The following is a 20,060-nucleotide window of genomic DNA, read 5'->3' as shown; positions in this document are numbered from 1 at the left end:
AGGCTGAATCGACATGACCGAAACCGCTGCAGGACACCCGGACTCGTTCCCGCCGAGCGCGGAGTTCGCCGCGTCGGCCAACGCGCACGCCGCACTGTACGAGCAGGCCGAGACCGAGCGTGACGGCTTCTGGGCCGAGCAGGCCAACCGGCTGCACTGGCACACACCCTTCACCCAGGTGCTCGACTGGAGCGACGCCCCCGTCGCCCGCTGGTTCGCCGACGGCGAGCTCAATGTCGCCTACAACTGCGTGGACCGCCACGTCATCGACGGGCACGGCGACCAGGTCGCCATCCACTGGGAAGGCGAGCCCGGCGATTCACGCGACATCACCTATCGCGAACTGCTCGACGAGGTTTCGCGCGCCGCGAACTACCTGATCGAGCTCGGGCTGGAGGCCGGGGATCGCGTCGCGATCTACATGCCGATGGTGCCCGAGGCCATCGTGTCGATGCTGGCCTGCGCGCGGCTGGGTCTCACGCATTCGGTGGTGTTCGCCGGGTTCTCCCCCAGCGCGCTGCGTCAGCGGGTCGACGACGCCGAGGCACGGCTGATCATCACCACCGACGGACAGTGGCGGCGCGGCAGGCCCGCCCCGCTCAAGGATGCCGTGGACGAAGCCCTCGGCACCGATCCGACGAGTGTCGAGCACGTGCTCGTGGTGCGCCGGACGGGTCTGGAGGTGCCGTGGACCGAGGTCCGTGACCTCTGGTGGGACGAAACCGTCTCCGTCGCTTCACCTTCCCACCAAGCACAAGCCTTCCCCGCCGAACACCCCCTGTTCATCCTCTACACCTCCGGCACCACCGGAAAACCCAAAGGCATCCTGCACACCACCGGCGGCTACCTCACCCAAACCGCCTACACCCACCACAACGTCTTCGACCACAAACCCGGCCGAGATGTCTACTGGTGCACCGCCGACATCGGCTGGGTCACCGGACACAGCTACATCGTCTACGGACCACTGGCCAACCGCACCACCCAGGTCGTCTACGAAGGCACCCCCAACTCGCCCAACGAACACCGCCACTTCGAGATCATCGAGAAATACGGCGTCACCATCTACTACACGGCACCGACGCTGATCCGCACCTTCATGAAGTGGGGGCGAGAGATCCCCGACGCCCACGACCTCACGTCGCTGCGGGTCCTGGGCTCGGTCGGCGAACCGATCAATCCGGAAGCCTGGCGCTGGTACCGCAGCGTCATCGGGGCCGACAAGACCCCCGTGGTCGACACCTGGTGGCAGACCGAGACCGGCGCCATCATGATCTCGCCGCTGCCGGGTGTCACCGCGACCAAACCCGGCGCGGCCATGCGACCCCTGCCGGGCATCTCGGCGAAGGTCGTCGACGAAGAGGGCAAGCCGGTGCAGCTCGGGGAGACCGAGGCCAACGGGTACCTGGTGCTCGACAAGCCGTGGCCGTCGATGCTGCGCGGCATCTGGGGCGATATGGACCGCTACCGGGCCACCTACTGGGAGCGCTATGCCGAGCAGGGCTGGTACTTCGCCGGTGACGGCGCCAAACTCGACGCCGACGGTGACCTGTGGGTGCTCGGCCGCGTCGACGACGTCATGAACGTCTCCGGGCACCGCATCTCCACCGCCGAGGTCGAATCGGCGCTCGTCGGGCACCCGGCCGTGGCCGAGGCGGCGGTGGTCGGCGCCAGCGACGACACGACCGGGCAGGGCATCGTCGCCTTCGTCATCCTGACGGGCGAGTCGGCGGGCACTGCGGGGCCCGGCCTGGTCGACGAGCTGAAAGCCGAAGTCGCCAAGCAGATCAGCCCGATCGCCAAGCCGCGCGAGATCCATCTGGTGCCGGAACTGCCCAAGACGCGCAGCGGCAAGATCATGCGCCGGTTGCTGCGCGATGTGGCCGAGGGACGCGAGCTCGGGGACACCTCCACGCTGGTGGATCCGGGCGTTTTCGAGGCGATTCGCGCGGGCGGCAACTGAGCCGCGCCCGGTCGGCGGCGGGTGAGCCGCCGACTGGGTCCGTTAGGATCGGTGCCAGGTGTGCCGGGAAGTCTGGTCGGCGTGCGGTCGTGAATCCGGGTGGAGGAGCGCCCGCAGCCGAGTCCACCCCTGCCGAGAGGCCCGCGCTTGATCACCCGTGTGCGATCCGAACTGACCCGCTATCTCCGAACCGAAACCGTCGGCGGAGCGCTGCTGCTCATCGCCGCCGCGGTCGCGCTGATCTGGGTGAACTCACCGTGGGGCGCGAGCTATCAGACGATGGTCGACACCCCGCTGAGCATTCCCGCGCTGCACCTGGACCTCACGCTGGCGGACTGGACCAAGGACGGACTGCTGGCCGTCTTCTTCTTCGTCGCGGGGCTGGAACTCAAACGCGAGTTCGTCGTCGGGGAGCTGGCCGATCCGAAACGGGCCGCGCTGCCGGTGGTCGCCGCGGTCGGCGGGGTGGTGACCCCGGCGGTGATCGCGCTGATCGTCGGGCACGGCGTGCCGGGCATGGACAAGGGCTGGGCGATCCCGGTGGCCACCGATATCGCCTTCGCGCTGGCGGTGCTCGCGCTGACCGGCTCGCGCATCCCGCCCAGCGCGCGGGTGTTCCTGCTGAGCCTGGCCGTGGTCGACGACCTGCTGGCGATCGTGCTCATCGCGGTGCTGTTCACCGCCTCGCTGTCGCTGCTGTGGCTGCTGGCGGCGCTGGCCTGCTGCGCGGCCTGGGCGCTGGCCCAGAAGTTCCGGCTGCACACGCCGCTGGTGTATCTGCCGATCGCGCTGGTGTGCTGGTACGCGCTGCACGAGGCGGGCATCCATCCCACGCTGGCCGGTGTCGCGCTGGGCCTGCTCACCCGGGTGCGCGCGGACCCGGGCGAGCCGATGGCACCGGCGACCCACCTCGAACACGTCGTGCAGCCGCTGTCGGCGGGGGTGTGCGTGCCGCTGTTCGCGCTGTTCGCCTCGGGCGTGCCGCTCGACGGCGCGGTGTTCGGTTCGCTGTTCACCGAGCGGTTGTCGCTGGCGATCATGCTGGGGCTGCTGCTGGGCAAGACGATCGGCATCTTCGGTGTCAGTTGGGTGACGATCCGGCTCGGCTGGGTAAAACGCCCTGCCGGACTGGGATATCGCGACATGTTCGCCCTGTCGGTACTGGGCGCGATCGGGTTCACCGTTAGCCTTCTGGTGGCGGAACTCGCGCTGGCCGATATCGGCGAGGAAGCCATCGATCTCGCGAAGGCGGCCGTTCTGGTGACCTCCATGGCAGCATCGCTGATCGGATCGGCGCTACTGTTGCGCCGAGGACGTGTGCACCAGGCGCGCCGTGACGCGGACGAACTACCACCGGACAGAGAAGGGTCGACGAAGTGAGTTACACCCAAGGCGGAAATGACGGTCGGACGGTCACTTCCATCCCGTTGACCGACGCCAATCCGCCCGGATCGGCCAGTATCGGCAGTCTGGTCCGCGATGCGACCGAGCAGATGTCGACCCTTGTGCGCGCCGAGGTGGCGCTGGCCAAGGCCGAGGTGACCGCCGAAGTCCGCAAGGGACTCACCGGCAGCGTCTTCTTCATCCTCGCGCTGACGGTGCTGCTGTTCAGCTCGTTCTTCTTTTTCTTCTTCCTCGCCGAACTGCTGGATGTGTGGCTCTACCGCTGGGCCGCGTTCCTGATCGTGTTCGCGCTGATGGTCCTCACCACCGCGTTGCTCGGCTTCCTCGGCTGGCTCAAGGTGCGCAAGCTGCGCGCGCCGGAGAAGACGATCGGCTCGCTCAAGCAGACCGCCGAGGTGCTGCCGCAGGCGCTGACCCACCGCGAGAGCGCGCCCGCGCTGGAGAAGTCGACCCGCCGATGACGCGCCGGGCGGGCCCGGTCGCACCAGCCGGACCCGCCTACTAGGCTCGATCGGCGTGTCGTCCAATTCATTCCCGGATCCGTCCAGCGTCCGTTACGACGGACCCTGGACCCACCGTGACGTGCACGCCAACGGAATCCGCTTCCACGTCGTTGAGGCCGACCCGCCCGGGCGCGCCGACGCGCCCCTGGTCCTGCTCCTGCACGGTTTCGCCGACTTCTGGTGGTCGTGGCGTCACCAGCTCACCGGGCTGCCCGACCACGGTTACCGCACCGTCGCCGTGGACCTGCGCGGATACGGCGATTCCGACAAACCCCCGCGCGGCTACGACGGCTGGACCCTGGCCGGTGACATCGCGGGCCTGGTCCGCGCGCTCGGGCACACCGAGGCGACCCTGGTCGGCCACGCCGAAGGCGGACTGGTCTGCTGGGCGACCGCCGTGCTGCATCCGCGACTGGTGCGCTCGATCGCCGTCATCGGCTCGCCGCACCCCGCCGCGCTGAAGAAGGCCGTCCTGCGCGACTCCGCCCAGCGCGCCACCTGGCTGCCCGACTTCCTGCGCTACCAGCTGCCCCGCTACCCCGAACACCTGCTCACCCGCCGCGACGGCGCCGAGGTGGAGCGCCTGCTGCGCGAGCGGGTCGGCGAGAGCTGGTCGCGCGGCGCCGAATTCACCGAAACCGCCGCCCGCATGCGCCACGCCGTCCGCATCCCCGGCGTGGCGCACTGCGCCCTGGAGTACCAGCGCTGGGCCTTCCGCTCCCAATGGCGCCCCGACGGCAAGCGCTTCATGGCGACCATGCGCACCCCCATCGACATCCCCGTCCTGGCCCTGCGCGGCGACCAGGACCCCTACTTGCTGCCCGCCACCGTCCACCGTGGCGCCCGCTGGTCCCCCGCCCGAACCCTGGTATCGATCCCCGACGCAGGGCACTACGCCCACCAGGAGAACCCCACGAGGGTCAACCAGGAACTGACCACCCGCTGGCGCGAACAGAACGGCGTCAACGGCACCCCCAAGGACGACCTGGTCTCGCCGTAGGCCAACGCACCGCGACCATGCCCGGGGCCGTCGAACAACGGCCCCGGGCCAGTACCTAACTCAGCACACAAGCACCCGTATCCACCGGCGTACTACTCGGCGCCGCCGCAGCCAGCTCCGAAGCGACCTCGTTCAACGTCAGCACATACCCCGTGTCGTCATCGGTGACAGCCGCACCGAACACAACACCCAGCACCTGCCCCTCAGTATCGACCAGCGGCCCACCCGAGTTACCCGCCCGAACCTGACCGCGCACCGTGTACACCTCACGCTCGACAGTCCCGTCACGATGAATGGTCGGCCCCGTCAGATCGAGCGTCTCGCGCACCCGCGCGGCACTGGCCGTGTAAGGACCGCCCCCCGGATACCCGAGCACGATGGCACTCTCACCCGAACTCGCCGGCCCGGGTGCCTGCGGGACGACCGGCGCCGTGAGCCCCGGTACCGCGAGCACGGCGATGTCCTTGGACGGATCGAACAGCACCACGGTCGCGTCGAGAGCACCCCGCGCGGTATCGACGGAGACACTGTTCGTACCCGCGACGACGTGCGCGTTGGTCATCACCCGTTCCGGCGCGACCACGAAGCCCGAACCCTCCAGCGCCCGCTGGCAGCTCGGCGCGACACCACGGATCCGCAGCACACTCTGCTGCAGCGACGCCGCGACAGGGCTGGCGAGCACGCTGGGGTCCGGTGGTTCCACCGCGGCGATCGGCGCGCGCCCGAACGGCCCGATGACATCGGGCAGCCCGGAGGTGTTGAGCAGCCGGGAGAACTCGTTGGGCAGCTTGCGCAGCCAGTTCGGCGCCACCTCGTTGACATCGGCGAGCACACGCGAACCGTTGATGGCCTGGGCGATGCCCGGCTGTGAGGCGGTGGCCAGCGGCAACGCCAGCAGCCAGGCCGCGACCAGCACGGTCGCCGCCTGCAACACCGCGCCGACCACGCTGTCGACCCCGCGTGCCACCGGATGCCGCATGCTCGAGCGCGCGGCCCGGCCGAGCACCATGCCCGCGACCTCGCCGACGATCACCAGCAGCACGATGAGCAGGATGCCGCCGAGCACCCGGCTGCGCCCCTCGCTGAGGTGCTGGAGGATGTGCGGCGCGATGAGGATGCCCGCGACCGCGCCCAGGGCGACGCCGAAGAACGCCAGCGCCGAGGCCACCGCCCCCTGCCGCCACCCGGTGGACGCCGCGACCAACGCGATCAACACCACCGCGATATCAAGCCAGACCGAGGCGCTCACAGTGTCATTCCGACCGCAGCCAACGAGCTCTCCAAGTCACGCACGTCGCCCCGATCCCAGTCTCGTTCCCAGCCCGCTGTTTTGATGATGCCGGCGAGGATACCGCCGGTGAGGCCCCACACCAGCATGCCGTCCACCTGGAACGCGGGGCTCTGGTAGCCGAGACTGCCACGCACCATGAATCTGTGTGCCGGATCGAGTAATTCGGTGAGCGGGACACGCACGACACGCTCGGTTTCCGCGGGATCGACGACGCCGACCGCGCTGGGTGCCCGCCAGTAGCCGAGCACCGGGGTGACATCGAATTTCGAGGGCGGGACGAACAGTTTCGGCAGCACAGCGAACGGCTGGACACCGCCGGGATCGAGCCCGGTCTCCTCGGCGGCCTCGCGCAGGGCGGTGCCGACGGGTCCGTCGTCGCCGGGGTCGGCGGCGCCGCCGGGAAAGGCGATCTGACCGCGATGCTGACGCATGGTCGAGGCGCGCTGGGTGAGCAGGACGTCGGCGTCGGCGGGCAGGCCGCTCTGGGTGCCGTCGGCGGGGTCGGCCGCGCCGCCGAAGAGCACGAGCACGGCGGCCTGGCGCGGTTTCCCGGTGATCGACATGGCCCGGCGCAGCGCGCGGGAGGTGGCGAGGGTGTCGTCGGCGTCGGGTTCGCCGGATCTGATCGCGGTGTGCAACCACGACGGGATACCGGAATCGTCGAGCCTCGTCACACCGTTCACGCCATCGCCTTCTATCCGACCGTCCGCACTGCCGCCACCCTCTGTCATACCGTGACGCCGAGTTTCGCGGACACCGTATCCGCGATGTCGGCCACGTCGGCGAAGGTTCGCACCTCCACACTCGCGATGGTGCCGTCGGCGCGCACCAGCACCGAGACCGGCAGCACCGCGGGTGCGCCGACCGCGGCGCGCACCGACGCCTGCGGATCGGAGACACCGGGCAGGGTGATGCCCAGACCGGCGAGCCGTTGCAGGGCCTTGGCCTCGTCGGGGTCGCTGTGCACGGTGAGCACCGTCAGCGCCGGGCCCGCCCGCTCGGCGAACTCCTGCAGATGCGGCAGCTCGACCGCGCACGGGCCACACCAGTAGGCCCAGAGATTGAGCAGCGCCGGTTTGCCCGCGAGGGCGGCGGCCAGGTCGACCGGAGAGCCGTCGGCCAGGCAGGTCAGCGTGAGTCCGGCCAGCGGACCCTTCCCGGATTCGGTTCCCGGGCCAGGGGCGGTTTCCGGACCAGACGTAGTCGCCGGACCAGACGTGACGGATGGACCGGGCGCAGTTGCCACACCGGGCGTGCTGGCTGGGCCAGGCGCAGTCGACGGACTCGGGCAGGACGCGAGACCGGCGGCGGCGCGGTCTTCGGCCGAGATGCTGGCCCGCGGCGGGGTCGAGCCGGTGGTCGTGGTGGTGTCGGCGCCCTCGCGCGGCCACAGCGCCACCGTCGCCGCGAGGACGAGGATCACCGCGGCCAGTACCCAGCGCACCGCGGGCCGTCGCCAGGGCGACGGGTCGACCGGATCGCTCACAGCCCGACCAGATCCAGCAGATGCTCACGCTCGGGGCCCTTGACCAGCTCCGCGGCGACCGCCGGATCGGTGGGACCGATCCCGAACGAGGGGCAGTCCGCGGCCAGCACACACGCACCGCAGGCCGGCTTGCGCGCATGACAGACGCGGCGGCCGTGGAAGATCACCCGGTGCGAGAGCATCGTCCAGTCCTTGCGCTCGATCAGCTCGCCGATCGCGTGCTCGACCTTGACCGGGTCTTCCTCCTCGGTCCACTTCCAGCGGCGCACCAGCCTGCCGAAGTGGGTGTCGACGGTGATGCCGGGAACGTCGAAGGCATTGCCGAGGATGACATTGGCCGTTTTGCGCCCGATTCCGGGCAATTCGACCAATTTCGGCAGGGTGTGAGGCAACTCACCGTCGTATTTCTCGACCAGTGCCTGGCCCAGCCCGATCAGCGAACTGGTCTTGTTCCGGTAGAAGCCGGTGGGCCGGATGTATTCCTCCAGTTCGGCCCGGTTGGCCTCGGCGTAGTCGCGCGCGCTGCGGTACTTCGCGAACAGCGCGGGAGTGGTGAGGTTCACCCGCACGTCGGTGCACTGGGCCGACAGGATCGTCGCGACGGCCAATTCCAGCGGCGTGGTGAAGTCGAGTTCGCAGTGCGCGTCGGGGAAGGCGGTGGCGAGCGTGCGGTTCATCCGGCGGGCGCGCCGGACCAGACCGACCCGCGTTTCCGCAGCTATCGACCGGTTCCGGCGCTTGCGCGCGGCGGACAGACCGGCCGTTTCCACGGCGGGCGCGACCTCGCGGGACGCTGCGGCGGAGGGGGAAACGGGCACCTGTTCACCATACGGAACCACTCCGACAACATTGCCCGTCGAGTTTGCCCGCTGTGTTCCATCTGAGACCTGGACCGTGTTTACTGCCTGTCATGCAAGGACTCGCTGTGGTGCTCTTCCCAGTGCTGTTGATGCTGTTCGCGCTGGGGATGGAGCGGGTCGAGAATCGGCTCCGAAAGCTTCTCGAACCCGACGAAGAGGTTCAGCAGTACCTGGACAATGCCAGCAACGCCGAAGTGAAAGAGCTGACGAAGCTCGGCCTGCCCGCCGCCGTGGCGCGCGTGCGCAAGCGCCGTTCCCGCACGTCCGAGATGGATGTCGCGCGGGCCAGCTGACCATTCGATTTTCCCGGGCCGATCGCCTGTTCACAGTGTGCGCACCGAGCGCAATCCACTCTTTACGTGGTGTCTGTCACTGTGGTGCCGTGATGCCGCGTAGACTGCGCTGTTGGTCGATTCGCTCGACCAGGTTCGCAAGCCATATCCCATAAGGAGCACATTCGTGGACGAGGCCCTCGCCAGAGCAGGCATCTTCCAAGGCGTCGAGCCCACCGCGGTGGCCGCGCTCGCCAAGCAGCTGCAGCCCGTAGATTTCCCGCGCGGCCACGTCATCTTCAACGAGGGCGAACCCGGCGATCGGCTGTACATCATCACCACGGGCAAGGTGAAGATCGGCCGTCGGTCCCCGGACGGCAGGGAGAACCTGCTGACGATCATGGGCCCGTCGGACATGTTCGGTGAACTGTCGATCTTCGACCCGGGCCCGCGTACCTCGACGGCCACCACGGTCACCGAGGTCCGCGCCGTGACGATGGACCGCGACGCACTCAAGTCGTGGATCGATCAGCGCCCGGAGATCGCCGAGCAGCTGCTGCGCGTGCTGGCACGACGCCTTCGCCGCACCAACAACAACCTCGCCGACCTCATCTTCACCGACGTGCCCGGCCGCGTCGCCAAGGCGCTGCTGCAGCTCGCTCAGCGCTTCGGCACCCAGGAAGCGGGTGCGCTGCGCGTGACCCACGACCTGACCCAGGAGGAGATCGCCCAGCTGGTCGGCGCTTCTCGCGAGACCGTCAACAAGGCGCTGGCCGATTTCGCCCATCGCGGGTGGCTGCGGCTCGAGGGCAAGAGCGTGCTCATCTCCGACTCCGAGCGCCTCGCCCGGCGCGCGCGCTGATCGAGCGGTAGTACGACATCCCGGCACGCCGGGACCACCGGTGCGGCTCCAGGGGAAGAGGGCCTCGTCCGCACCACGGTGGTTCCGGCGTGCCGTCGTCGTTTCAGGACTCGCGTTCGGCCCGCAGGTATTCCAGCTGGGCCTGCACCGAACTGCGGGCGGCCGGCCACAGCCGCTTGTCCACGTCGGCGTACACCTTGCGCACGATCGCGAGAGCGCCCGCGTCCTGGCCCAGTTCGGCCAGCGCCGCGCGGATCTGATCGAGCCGTTCGTGACGGTGGTTCAGGTAGTACCGCACCACCGGCTCCGCGTCGGGATGATCGGGACCGTGCGCGGGCAGCAGCGCCTTGCCCGCGCCGCGTTCGAGCAGCAGCTCGAGCGAGGACAGGAACGCGGCCAGCGCACCGGTCTCCGAGACCAGCACGGTGGTGCCACGGCCGAGCACCGTGTCCCCGGTGACGATCGCGTCGTCGAGTTCGAAACTCACCGAGTCGCCGGTGTGACCCGGAGTGCCCAGCACGGTGATCCGCACCCCGGCCGCCTCGATGACCTCCCCCGCCACGAGCACGTCGACCTCGCCGCGCAGGTACTTCGGGTCCACCGCCCGCACCGGCGTCCCGGTGGCCTTCACCAGGTGATCGATGCCGCCGGTGTGATCGGCGTGGTGGTGGGTGATCAGCGTCAGCGCGATCCGGCCGCCGGTCGCCTCGACGATGGCGGCGATGTGCTTCTTGTCCTTGGGCCCCGGGTCGACGACGACGTACTCGTCGCTGCCGGGACCGCGTAGCAGCCAGGTGTTGGTGCCGTCGAGCGTCATCTGCGACGGATTGTCGGCCAGCAGCACCGACGCCGTCGGGGTGACCGGCCTGACCTGGCTGTACGCGGGATGTTCCAGTGCCATGACGGCGTGCCTATCCGACCTCGACGATCAATTCCACCTCGACCGGCGTGTTCTTCGGCAGCTCCGACACACCGACCGCCGAGCGCGCGTGCACGCCCGCCTCGCCGAACACCTCGCCGAGGAATTCCGACGCGCCGTTGATCACGATCGGCTGGTCGGTGAATCCCGGCGCGGAGTTGACGAACCCGACGACCTTCACGATCCGCACCACCCGGTCGAGGCCGACCAGGTCGTGCACCGCGGCCAGCGCGTTGAGCGCGCACAGCCGGGCGGCCTCCTTCGCCGTCTCCACATCGACCTCGGCCCCGACCTTGCCCACCGCCGACAGCTCACCGTCGACGAAGGGCAGCTGGCCGGAGGTGTAGACCAGCGAACCGGTCTGCACGGCCGGGATGTAGGCCGCGACGGGGGCGGCGACCGGCGGCAGGGTGACCCCGAGCCGGTCGAGCGCGTCCTTCCACGCGGTGGCCACGGCTACTTCTGCCGCTTCAGGTAGGCGACGTGCTGCTCACCGGTCGGGCCGGGCAGCACCGTGACCAGCTCCCAGCCGTCGGCGCCCCACTGGTCGAGGATCTGCTTGGTCGCGTGCGTCAACAGCGGCACGGTCGCGTACTCCCACAGGGTGACTTCACTCATGGGGAGAGTTTAGGGCTCACCCCGACCGCCGCCGGGAAACGGGTTATAGGCTCGGCGACGTGGGAGCACCAACAGCAGAGCCGGTTTCGTCGGTTCCCGGACCGTCGACCGGATGGCCACAGCGCGCAACGATCGCCCGGTTGCACTACGTGACCGGCAAGGGAGGCACCGGCAAGTCGACCGTTTCGGCCGCACTGGCCCTCGCCCTGGCCGCGGGGGGACGGAAAGTACTGCTCGTCGAGGTGGAGAGCAGGCAGTCCATCGCGCAGCTGTTCGACCGGCCGCCGCTGCCACCCACCGAGACCAGGATCGCCAGTGCCGACGGCGGCGGCGAGGTCTTCGCGCTGGCGCTCGACATCGAGCACGCCTTCCTGGAATACCTCGACATGTTCTACAACCTGGGCTTCGCCGGCCGCGCGATGCGCCGGATGGGCGCCATCGAGTTCGTCACCACGATCGCGCCCGGCCTGCGTGATGTGATCCTCACCGGCAAGATCAAGGAATGCGCGGTGCGCGTCGACAAGACGGGCAAGCCCGCCTACGACGACATCGTGGTCGATGCCCCGCCGACCGGCCGGATCGCCAGTTTCCTCGACGTCACCCAGGCCATGGCCGAGATCGCCAAGGGCGGCCCGATCGCCTCGCAGGCCGACGGCGTGTCCAAGCTGCTGCACTCCGATCAGACGATGATCCACCTGGTGACGCTGCTCGAGGCGCTGCCGGTGCAGGAGACCGCCGATGCCGTCGCCGAGCTCACCGCCAACGACCTGCGCATCGGCACGGTGATCGTCAACCGGGCGGCCACCGCCGAGCTCACCCCGAGTGACCGTGACGCGGCCGTGGCAGGTGACCTGGACACCACCAAGATCGCGGCGGGTCTGGCCGAGGCCGGGATCACCCTGCCCGAGGCGGATTTCGACGGGCTGATCGCCGAGACCGTCGAGCACGCCACCGTGCTGGCCGCGCAGGACGAGAGCGCCGCCGCCCTGGCCGAGGTGGACGTGCCCCAGCTGGCACTGCCCGCCCTCGGCGAGGGCATGGACCTCGGCGGCCTCTACGAACTGGCCGAACAGCTATCCGCGCAGGGAGTGCGATGAGCGAGCAAGTGACCACCCCGCCCGCGCTGGACGTGTCGCGGATCATCGCCGACCCGAGCGCACGGGTGATCGTGTGCTGCGGTTCCGGCGGCGTCGGCAAGACGACCACCGCGGCCTCGATCGCGCTGCGGGCGGCCGAGGCGGGCCGCAAGGTCGTGGTGCTGACCATCGACCCGGCCCGCAGGCTGGCCCAGTCCCTCGGCGTGGCCGAGCTGGACAACACCCCGCAGCGGGTGGAGCTGGGTCCCGAGGTGCCCGGCGAGCTGCACGCGATGATGCTGAACATGCGCCGCACCTTCGACGACATGGTGCTCGAGCACACCAGCCCGGACAAGGCCGAGCAGATCTTCGCCAACCCGATCTATCAGACGGTGGCGTCGTCGTTCGGCGGCACGCAGGAGTACATGGCGATGGAGAAGCTCGGCCAGCTGGCCGGGCGCAAGGAGTGGGACCTGATCGTGGTCGACACTCCCCCCTCCCGCAACGCGCTGGACTTCCTGGACGCGCCCAAGCGGCTGGGCACCTTCCTCAACGGCAAGATGATCCGGCTGATCATGGCGCCCGGTCGCGGGGTCGGCCGGTTCGTGACCGGCGCGATGAGCCTGGCGATGCGTGGGGTCTCCACCATCGTCGGCGGGCAGATGCTCAAGGACGCCTCGACCTTCCTGCAGTCGCTGGAGTCGCTGTTCGGTGGGTTCCAGGATCGGGCCGAGCGCACCTTCGCCATGCTGTCCAAGCCGGGCACGCATTTCCTGGTGGTCGCCGCGCCGGAGCCGGACGCGCTGCGCGAGGCGTCGTTCTTCGTCGACCGCCTGTCCACCGAGCAGATGCCGCTGGCCGGGCTGGTGCTCAACCGGACGCACCCGGCGCTGTCGGGCCTGTCCGGTGACCACGCGCTGACCGCCGCCGACCAGCTGGCCGAGTCCGACCCGCTGACCGCGTCCGTGCTGCGCATCCACGCCGACCGCGTGGCCACCGCCAAGCGCGAACAGCGGCTGCTGCACCGGTTCACCGGCGCGCACCCCCGGGTCGCGATCGTCTCGGTGACGGCCCTGCCGTTCGAGGTTTCCGATCTCGAAGCCCTGCGCGCCGTCGGCGACCAGCTGACCGGCACAGCCGCTGCCTCCTGATTCCGTTCGGCTATAGATAACAGTCCCGTAACACCTGTCGACGGCGCCGATTCCGCAAAGTGCGCGGGCTCGGCGCCGTCTGTGGTAACGGTCCGGTCTCACCTGCTAGATAGCCACCTGGTGCTGACGCTGGGCGTTGAAGAATTCAGCCCAGGACGTGACGTCGGGATGCTGCTTGAGCAGCGCGCGCCGCTGCCGCTCGGTCATCCCGCCCCACACCCCGAACTCCACCCGGTTGTCCAGGGCATCGGCGCCACACTGCATCAGCACGGGGCAGTGACGGCAGATCGTCGCCGCCTTGCGCTGGGCCGCACCGCGAACGAACAGCTGGTCAGGGTCCACTTCCTTGCATCGCGCCTGGGCAACCCAAGCGATCCTTGCCTCGGCCTGCTCTACATCCAGTCGAGCGATGGGGGTTGTGATGTGCATTTGATGTGCCCCTTTGCAGTCCGAACACCGTTGTGCGGCGCTCCAGAATCGCGAGCGCGGATCACAGCAACCCAACTACCGCTGCGGTCCGCACCACATTCCACTTTGAGTGTTAGCTCTATCACACTGGGTTCTCAATCTAGGTAAAGGTATGGCGCTTACGCAAGACCGAGCCCCGATTTTTTGGTACGACCGTCCATTCAAATCGGCGGAAGATCGAGAAGCGGCGCTGATCACCGGCGTGCCCGGTCGCGACACGCCGATGTGATCATTTTGTTGACACGCCCGAGCAACCCCCCTGGCACCGGCCGGACATTCCCCGTCGAGCAGCACAGCAGTGAACCCCGCCACCCCACCCTTTAGGCTGGGCTCGTGCCGATCACTCAAACGCTCGCGAGGCTGGCCGGCAGCTGCGCGCTGGCCGCCGTGCTAGTCGCTGGGCTGTTGTTCCCCTTGGCCGGTGGGTTCGGGTTCATCTCCAACCGAGCCGCCGATGCCGTCGACAACGTGTCCGCGGAACTGGTGGAGGGAACGGTCCCCGCCGTGTCGACGATGGTCGACGCGGGCGGAGCGCCCATCGCGTGGCTCTACGAGCAGCGCCGCTTCGAGGTGCCCAGCGACCGGATCTCCAACAACATGAAGCTGGCGATCGTGTCCATCGAGGACAAGCGCTTCGCCGATCACAAGGGTGTGGACTGGCAGGGCACGCTGCGCGCGTTCCTGACCAACACCTCCTCCGGTGAGGTGCAGCAGGGTGCCTCGACCCTGGACCAGCAGTACGTGAAGAACTTCAACCTGCTCGTCGTCGCCAAGACCGACGCCGAACGCCGCGCCGCGATCGAGACCACCCCCGCGCGCAAGCTGCGCGAGATCCGGATGGCGCTCACCCTCGACCGCGAGCTGAGCAAGGACGAGATCCTCACCCGCTACCTGAACCTGGTGCCCTTCGGCAACGGTTCCTACGGCATCCAGGACGCCGCGCAGACCTACTTCGGCGTCGACGCCGCCGACCTGAACATCACCCAGTCGGCGATGCTGGCGGGCATGGTGCAGTCCAGCTCCAAGCTGAACCCGTACACCAACGTCCAGGGCGTCACCGACCGGCGCAACACCGTGCTCGACACGCTGATCCAGAACATCCCCAGCCGGGCCACCGAGTTCGCCACCGCCAAGAGCGAACCGCTCGGCGTGCTGCCCGAGCCCAAGGGTCTGCCACGTGGCTGTATCTCCGCGCACGAGAAGGGCTTCTTCTGCGACTACGCGCTGGAGTACCTGGCCGAGTCCGGGATCAGCCGCGAGCAGATCGACAAGGGCGGCTACCTGATCAAGACCACCCTCGACCCGGCGCTGCAGGAATCGGTGAAGCGCGCGGTCACCGACGCCGCCGACCCGAACCTCGACAACATCGCCGAGGTCATGTCGGTGGTCTCCCCCGGCCAGGACGCCCACCACGTGCTGGCGATGGCCTCCAGCCGCACCTACGGCCTCAACCGCGACGCCAACGAGACGCTGCTCGGTCAGCCGTACTCGATGGCCGGTGACGGCGCGGGCTCGATCTTCAAGCTGTTCACCACCGCCGCCGCGATGGAGAAGGGCCTCGGCATCGCCGCCCAGGTCGACGTGCCCAGCTTCTACGCCGCCAAGGGCATGGGTTACTCCAACTCCCCCGGCTGCCCCGCCGACGCGTGGTGTGTGAAGAACGCGGGCGCCTATCCCGGCTCGATGTCGGTGACCGACGCGCTGGCCACCTCGCCCAACACGACCTTCGTCAAGATGATCCAGGACGTGGGCGTCGAGCCCGCGGTGGACATGGCCGTGCGCCTGGGCATGCGCTCCTACACCAAGCCCGGCACCTCCGGCCACGGCAACTCCAGCCTGGCCGACCACATCAAGAACAACAACATGGGTTCGTTCACCCTCGGCCCGTTCGCGATCAACCCGCTCGAGCTGTCCAACGTGGCCGCCACGCTGGCCTCGGGCGGCAAGTGGTGCCCGCCCTCGCCGATCCAGGAGGTCATCGACCGGCAGGGCAAGACCGTGCCGCTGACCCAGCAGGCCTGCGAGCAGGTCGTCGACCCGGGTCTGGCCAACACCCTCGCCAACGCGATGAGCAAGGACGACGTCAGCGGTACCGCCGCGGGCGCCGCGCGGGCGGCGGGCTGGGCGGCGCCGATGTCGGGCAAGACCGGCACCACCGAGAGCCACCGCTCCTCGGCCTTCCTCGGCTTCACCAACTCGCTGGCCGCCGCGGTCTACGTCTACGGTGACAGCCCCACCCCCGGCGAGATCTGCTCGTTCCCGCTGCGCAACTGCGGCGGCGGCGATCTCTACGGCGGTAACGAACCGGCCCGCACCTGGTTCAACGCGGTGAAACCCGCGCTCGACCACTATCCGCCGCCCGCCCTGCCGCCGCTGGACGACAAGTACGTGCGCGGCGCGAACAACTCGCAGGTGCCCGATGTGGCGGGCAAGTCGCAGGGCGAGGCCACCTCGATCCTGTCCGGCGCAGGCTTCCGGGTGACGGCGGTGAACGCGCCGGGCTCGCAGGCCAAGGGCACCGTGATGGGCAGCTCGCCCAACGGCGCGGCCATCCCCGGCTCGGTGGTCACGATCTACATCAGTGACGGCACCGTCCGCGTGCCGACCACCACGGCCCCGCCCGCACCCTCGGCACCCGGGCCCGAGCTGCCAGGACTCCCGCAACTACCCCGCCTGCCACCGATCCCCATTCCGGTGCCACGCTGACGACACGCGAAGGGCCGCCGTCCATTCCGGACGGCGGCCCTTCGTCGTTCTCGCGTCAGAGGCGCGCTTTGACCGCCGCCGACAGGCGCGACCCGTCGGCCTTGCCCTCGGCGAGCGCGGTCGCGGCCTTCATGACCTGACCCATCTGCTTCATCCCCGGCCGCTCCCCGAGCTGCTCGGCGACCTGGGCGATCGCGGTATCGGCGACCTGGGCGACCTCGGCCTCGGTGAGCTGGGTCGGCAGGTACTGCTCGATCACCTCTTCCTCGGCGCGCTCGTTCGCGGCCAGCTCACCGCGCCCGTTCTGCTCGTAGATGACCGCGGCCTCGTTGCGCTTCTTGGCTTCCTTCTGCAGCAGCGCCACCACGTCGGCGTCGGAGAGTTCGCGCGCCTGCGTTCCGGAGACCTCGGCGTTCTGGATCGAGGCGAGCAACATCCGCAGGGTGGACAGGCGCAGCGTGTCCTTGGCTTTCATCGCGGCGGTCATATCCGCGCGCAGCTGCGATTTCAGTTCCGACATGCGCCTCACGGTAGCCCGTCACCACCGCAACTCTCATCACATTTTCATCGCGACCGAAATTCGTACCGTTTGTGCGGAAACACACGCGCCGTTCCGGGAGGGGGTCGCCTATGCTGGGCAAATGCCCGTTATCTCGACGTCCGCTGTCCGCCGCACCGTCTGGGGAGCCGCTGGGGCCGCCGTCGCAGGCATCGGCTATGCCACGCTGATCGAGCGCAACGCGTTCGTGCTGCGTGAGGCCACCATGCCGGTGCTCGCGCCCGGGTCGCCGACCCTGCGCATCCTGCACGTCAGCGACCTGCACATGATGCCGGGACAGCAGCTCAAGCAGCAGTGGCTGCGCGAACTCGATCGGCTCGAACCCGACCTGGTCGTGAATACCGGTGACAATCTTTCGCACCCCAAGGCCGTGCCCGCGGTGGTGCAATCCCTCGGCGCGCTGCTGGCGCGTCCCGGTCTGTTCGTGTTCGGTTCCAACGACTATTTCGCGCCGGTGCCGAAGAATCCGCTGAAGTATTTCAAGAAGGATCACCGCCGCGTCTACGGCGACCCGCTGCCCTGGCAGGATCTGCGCGCGGCCTTCACCGAACGCGGCTGGCTGGACCTGACCCACACCCGGCGCGATCTCGAGGTGGCGGGCATCCGCATCGCCAGCGCCGGCGTCGACGACCCCCATCTGCAGCGCGACCGCTACGACACGGTGGCCGGTGCGCCGAATCAGCTGGCGCAGTTGAGCATCGGCGTCACCCACTCGCCCGAGCCCCGCGTGCTCGACCGCTTCGCCGAGGACGGCTACGACCTCGTCCTGGCAGGCCACACGCACGGCGGACAGCTGGTCGTTCCCGGTTACGGCGCGCTGGTGACCAACTGCGGCATCGACAAGTCGCGGGTCAAGGGTGCCTCGCAGTGGGGCGAGCACACACAGCTGCACGTGTCGGCGGGCATCGGCACCTCCCCGTGGGCGCCCTACCGTTTCTGCTGCCGCCCCGAGGCCACCCTGTTGACGCTGGTCGGCGCCCCGCCGAAGCGTCCCTCCGCCGACACCGACCACGGCTTGTCCACCTCCGAAGCCGTCGCCCGCTAGGGTTGCGCCCCGAACGACAGATTTGTCATTAGGGGAACAATCGTGAGCAACGGATCCGACGACAGGCGCAACGACCCGACCGTGTTCGGCGGACCCGGCGCACCGCAACCCTCCGACGCGCAATGGCAGCGCCCCGGAGCCGCCCCCGCGCCGGGCACACCCGACCCGACCACCGCCTGGACCCCCGGCGGCACCGGCCTACCCCCGACCCTGCGCTGGGACGGCTCGGGCCCACCCCCCGGCCTGCCGGACCCGACCCAGTGGTCGCCCGCCGGTCCCCAGGACTGGCAGGGTCAGCCCCCGAACCCCGCCGGCTCGCCGGGCGATGCCACCCAGGTCGCCCCCTGGTCCGGCGCGAATCCGCCTGCCGGACAACCGGGCTCACCGTGGCCCGGCGCGAACCCACCCGGCGGACAGCCCGTTCCCCCCGGCGCCGATGCCACCCAGGTCGCCCCGTGGTCCAGCACCAATCCGCCTGCCGGACAACCCGGCTCACCCGGCGCCAATCCGTCTGGCGCACAGCCCGGCTCGCCGTGGCCCGGTGCGAACCCGCCCGGCGGACAGCCCGTACCTCCCAGTGCCGATGCCACCCAGGTCGCCTCCTGGTCCAGCACCAATCCGCCCGGCACCAATCCGTCTGGCGTACAGCCGGGCTCGCCATGGCCCGGTGCTGACGCAACCCAGATCGCGCCGTGGTCCGGGGCGAACCCTCCCACCGGACAACCCGGCTCACCGTGGCCGGGCGCGAATCCGGCAGCCGGACAGCCCGGCGCACCGCAGCCCGGGGCCGACGCGACTCAGCTGCGGGCTCCCGGAACGGGGTGGGCGGGGGCGCAGCCCGATCAGCAGCAGTGGGGTGCGCAGCAGTGGAATTCCGTTGTGGGACAGCCGAATCAGCAGTGGGGGCAGGGTGCGCCCGGGTGGCAGCAACCGCAGCAACCGCAGCAACCGCAGCAACCGCAGCAACAGTACGGCGAGATGCCGCCGCTCGAGCAGTACGGGAGTCAGCCGTACGGGCAGCCCGGGTACGGACAGCCGGTTCCGGCGAAGTCCGGGAGCAAGGCGGTCCTGTGGACGGTGCTCGGGGTGTCGGCGGCGCTGATCGTCGCCGGGACCGTCACCGCCGTCGCCATGTCCGGTGGCGACTCGCCCGGCACCACCGCCAACGGGAGCACCACCCCGTCGATGGTCAGCGCCCTCACCACCACCGGCGCGCCGCCGTCCACCAGCAAGGCCAAGCCGAGCACCACCACGACCAAGCCGAGCGGGGCGGCCGCCACGGTCGCGCCCGTCATCGAGGGCTATCAGGTGGTCGCCTCGCCCGACCGGGGCGCGGCCTACGATGTGCCGCCGAGCTGGAAGGTCGCCAGTGAGGGGACCATCGGCGGGTTCGGCGAGCCGCCGGGCGACTCGGTCATCGGCAAGGGCTACGCCTCCGACGGCCGCGACTACTGCCCCGACTCCACCCGCACCGTCTCCCTGCTCACCGGCTCCAAACAGGCCGACAACGCCGCCGCGGCTGCCGAGCTCGGCACCAAGACCGCCCCGCTCGCCTACGGCGGCTCCACCGGCACCCCCGGCACCGCCCAGGCCCTCACCTCGATGGACGGCAAGACCCGGGGCATGTTCGTCGAGACCACCGGCACCGTCGCCAACCCCAAGCCCGGCTGCGCGAGCACCTACTCCATCTACACCTACGCCTTCAAGGGCACCAAGGACGGCAGCTTCGTCATGGTCATGGTCGCCGACACCGGCGTCCCCGACGCCGTAGACGTCTCCCTCGCCAAACGCATCTTCAGCTCCATCCGCCCCCTCTAACCCCCACCTGACCAGCCAATTTAACGTTTCGCACCCCCACGTTGTAAGCTACTTCAGGT

The 20,060-nt window shown here is 69.3% G+C and carries 20 protein-coding genes; 11 read left to right on the top strand and 9 right to left on the bottom strand.

Annotated elements, in window-relative coordinates; all coding sequences use genetic code 11:
- The first annotated feature begins 13 nt into the window (after positions 1–13).
- The 4 genes from acs to ACFC06_RS19510 all read left to right on the top strand — a co-directional run bounded on the left by acs (position 14) and on the right by ACFC06_RS19510 (position 4,870).
- Entirely contained in the window at positions 14–1,963 is a 1,950-nt protein-coding gene (acs, locus tag ACFC06_RS19525; protein WP_375932907.1) for an acetate--CoA ligase, read from the top strand.
- 147 nt (positions 1,964–2,110) lie between these two features.
- Positions 2,111–3,343 carry a Na+/H+ antiporter NhaA gene (nhaA, locus tag ACFC06_RS19520; RefSeq protein ID WP_375932904.1) on the top strand — a complete coding sequence of 411 codons (1,233 nt, stop codon included), beginning with the start codon at positions 2,111–2,113 and terminating at the stop codon, positions 3,341–3,343.
- The gene (locus ACFC06_RS19515) at positions 3,340–3,828 is read left to right on the top strand and encodes a phage holin family protein (protein ID WP_375932902.1); all 489 of its coding nucleotides are present in this window, start codon (positions 3,340–3,342) and stop codon (positions 3,826–3,828) included. Before nhaA ends, ACFC06_RS19515 begins: the two co-directional genes overlap by 4 nt.
- 55 nt (positions 3,829–3,883) lie before the next feature.
- Positions 3,884–4,870 carry an alpha/beta fold hydrolase gene (locus ACFC06_RS19510; RefSeq protein WP_375932899.1) on the top strand — a complete coding sequence of 329 codons (987 nt, stop codon included), beginning with the start codon at positions 3,884–3,886 and terminating at the stop codon, positions 4,868–4,870.
- A 55-nt stretch (positions 4,871–4,925) separates the two neighbouring features.
- Here ACFC06_RS19510 and ACFC06_RS19505 read toward each other — a convergent pair whose 3' ends face one another.
- The 4 genes from ACFC06_RS19505 to nth are packed head-to-tail and all read right to left on the bottom strand — an operon-like array spanning position 4,926 to position 8,324.
- The gene (locus ACFC06_RS19505) at positions 4,926–6,119 is read right to left on the bottom strand and encodes a MarP family serine protease (protein WP_375932896.1); all 1,194 of its coding nucleotides are present in this window, start codon (positions 6,117–6,119) and stop codon (positions 4,926–4,928) included.
- A complete protein-coding gene (locus ACFC06_RS19500; protein WP_375932893.1) occupies positions 6,116–6,844 on the bottom strand; it encodes an NUDIX hydrolase in 729 nt (242 codons plus the stop codon). The genes ACFC06_RS19505 and ACFC06_RS19500 overlap by 4 nt, the downstream gene beginning before the upstream one ends.
- 44 nt (positions 6,845–6,888) lie before the next feature.
- Complete coding sequence (locus ACFC06_RS19495; protein WP_375932890.1) at positions 6,889–7,647, bottom strand: redoxin family protein; 759 nt, start codon at positions 7,645–7,647, stop codon at positions 6,889–6,891.
- Positions 7,644–8,324 carry an endonuclease III gene (nth, locus tag ACFC06_RS19490; RefSeq protein ID WP_375935627.1) on the bottom strand — a complete coding sequence of 227 codons (681 nt, stop codon included), beginning with the start codon at positions 8,322–8,324 and terminating at the stop codon, positions 7,644–7,646. The genes ACFC06_RS19495 and nth overlap by 4 nt, the downstream gene beginning before the upstream one ends.
- A gap of 233 nt (positions 8,325–8,557) precedes the next feature.
- On the opposite strand from nth, the gene ACFC06_RS19485 reads away from it, so the two are divergent.
- Complete coding sequence (locus ACFC06_RS19485) at positions 8,558–8,800, top strand: hypothetical protein (RefSeq protein WP_278260629.1); 243 nt, start codon at positions 8,558–8,560, stop codon at positions 8,798–8,800.
- 166 nt (positions 8,801–8,966) lie between these two features.
- Positions 8,967–9,641 (top strand): Crp/Fnr family transcriptional regulator, encoded by a 675-nt coding sequence (locus ACFC06_RS19480; protein ID WP_040703546.1) that lies wholly within the window; start codon positions 8,967–8,969, stop codon positions 9,639–9,641.
- A 103-nt stretch (positions 9,642–9,744) separates the two neighbouring features.
- Here the strand turns inward: ACFC06_RS19480 and ACFC06_RS19475 are convergent, their stop codons facing one another.
- From ACFC06_RS19475 to ACFC06_RS19465, 3 genes are read right to left on the bottom strand one after another with little or no spacing between them, the layout of a single operon-like run.
- Positions 9,745–10,542 (bottom strand): MBL fold metallo-hydrolase, encoded by a 798-nt coding sequence (locus ACFC06_RS19475; protein ID WP_375932886.1) that lies wholly within the window; start codon positions 10,540–10,542, stop codon positions 9,745–9,747.
- Between the two features lie 10 nt (positions 10,543–10,552).
- On the bottom strand, positions 10,553–11,014 hold the full coding sequence (locus tag ACFC06_RS19470; RefSeq protein ID WP_375932883.1) for a RidA family protein: 462 nt from the start codon (positions 11,012–11,014) through the stop codon (positions 10,553–10,555).
- A gap of 2 nt (positions 11,015–11,016) precedes the next feature.
- Positions 11,017–11,178, bottom strand: a complete 162-nt coding sequence (locus ACFC06_RS19465) for a DUF4177 domain-containing protein (protein WP_019044568.1) — start codon at positions 11,176–11,178, stop codon at positions 11,017–11,019.
- A gap of 59 nt (positions 11,179–11,237) precedes the next feature.
- On the opposite strand from ACFC06_RS19465, the gene ACFC06_RS19460 reads away from it, so the two are divergent.
- Both ACFC06_RS19460 and ACFC06_RS19455 read left to right on the top strand, forming a co-directional pair.
- Positions 11,238–12,275, top strand: a complete 1,038-nt coding sequence (locus tag ACFC06_RS19460; protein ID WP_375932881.1) for an ArsA family ATPase — start codon at positions 11,238–11,240, stop codon at positions 12,273–12,275.
- Complete coding sequence (locus ACFC06_RS19455; RefSeq protein WP_375932879.1) at positions 12,272–13,405, top strand: ArsA family ATPase; 1,134 nt, start codon at positions 12,272–12,274, stop codon at positions 13,403–13,405. Before ACFC06_RS19460 ends, ACFC06_RS19455 begins: the two co-directional genes overlap by 4 nt.
- A gap of 105 nt (positions 13,406–13,510) precedes the next feature.
- Here ACFC06_RS19455 and ACFC06_RS19450 read toward each other — a convergent pair whose 3' ends face one another.
- Positions 13,511–13,834: a WhiB family transcriptional regulator gene (locus ACFC06_RS19450; protein ID WP_056821932.1), complete on the bottom strand. Its 324-nt coding sequence runs from the start codon at positions 13,832–13,834 to the stop codon at positions 13,511–13,513.
- A 372-nt stretch (positions 13,835–14,206) separates the two neighbouring features.
- Here ACFC06_RS19450 and ACFC06_RS19445 point away from each other — a divergent pair, with 372 nt between their 5' ends.
- Positions 14,207–16,579: a penicillin-binding protein gene (locus ACFC06_RS19445; RefSeq protein ID WP_375932875.1), complete on the top strand. Its 2,373-nt coding sequence runs from the start codon at positions 14,207–14,209 to the stop codon at positions 16,577–16,579.
- Between the two features lie 55 nt (positions 16,580–16,634).
- Here ACFC06_RS19445 and ACFC06_RS19440 read toward each other — a convergent pair whose 3' ends face one another.
- Positions 16,635–17,099, bottom strand: a complete 465-nt coding sequence (locus ACFC06_RS19440; RefSeq protein WP_375932872.1) for a GatB/YqeY domain-containing protein — start codon at positions 17,097–17,099, stop codon at positions 16,635–16,637.
- 121 nt (positions 17,100–17,220) lie between these two features.
- Between ACFC06_RS19440 and ACFC06_RS19435 the strand changes: the two genes are divergently transcribed.
- A complete protein-coding gene (locus tag ACFC06_RS19435; RefSeq protein ID WP_375932869.1) occupies positions 17,221–18,183 on the top strand; it encodes a metallophosphoesterase in 963 nt (320 codons plus the stop codon).
- A gap of 42 nt (positions 18,184–18,225) precedes the next feature.
- Entirely contained in the window at positions 18,226–20,001 is a 1,776-nt protein-coding gene (locus ACFC06_RS19430) for a hypothetical protein (RefSeq protein ID WP_375932866.1), read from the top strand.
- The last annotated feature ends 59 nt before the right edge of the window (positions 20,002–20,060 follow it).

Origin of the sequence: Nocardia sp. NPDC056064 (assembly GCF_042266925.1) — a bacterium.
Classification (GTDB): Bacteria; Actinomycetota; Actinomycetes; order Mycobacteriales; family Mycobacteriaceae; genus Nocardia.
The sequence above is the reverse complement of the archived record's forward strand: the minus strand, read 5'-3'. Positions and strand labels throughout refer to the sequence as shown.

Excerpts from the sequence above, each read along its gene's own strand:
- ACFC06_RS19435 (WP_375932869.1), top strand. The coding sequence starts at position 17,221 with ATGCCCGTTATCTCGACGTCCGCTGTCCGCCGCACCGTCTGGGGAGCC.
- nth (WP_375935627.1), bottom strand. The coding sequence starts at position 8,324 with ATGAACCGCACGCTCGCCACCGCCTTCCCCGACGCGCACTGCGAACTC.
- ACFC06_RS19485 (WP_278260629.1), top strand. The coding sequence starts at position 8,558 with ATGCAAGGACTCGCTGTGGTGCTCTTCCCAGTGCTGTTGATGCTGTTC.
- ACFC06_RS19465 (WP_019044568.1), bottom strand. The coding sequence starts at position 11,178 with ATGAGTGAAGTCACCCTGTGGGAGTACGCGACCGTGCCGCTGTTGACG.
- ACFC06_RS19475 (WP_375932886.1), bottom strand. The coding sequence starts at position 10,542 with ATGGCACTGGAACATCCCGCGTACAGCCAGGTCAGGCCGGTCACCCCG.
- ACFC06_RS19450 (WP_056821932.1), bottom strand. The coding sequence starts at position 13,834 with ATGCACATCACAACCCCCATCGCTCGACTGGATGTAGAGCAGGCCGAG.
- ACFC06_RS19455 (WP_375932879.1), top strand. The coding sequence starts at position 12,272 with ATGAGCGAGCAAGTGACCACCCCGCCCGCGCTGGACGTGTCGCGGATC.
- ACFC06_RS19440 (WP_375932872.1), bottom strand. The coding sequence starts at position 17,099 with ATGTCGGAACTGAAATCGCAGCTGCGCGCGGATATGACCGCCGCGATG.
- acs (WP_375932907.1), top strand. The coding sequence starts at position 14 with ATGACCGAAACCGCTGCAGGACACCCGGACTCGTTCCCGCCGAGCGCG.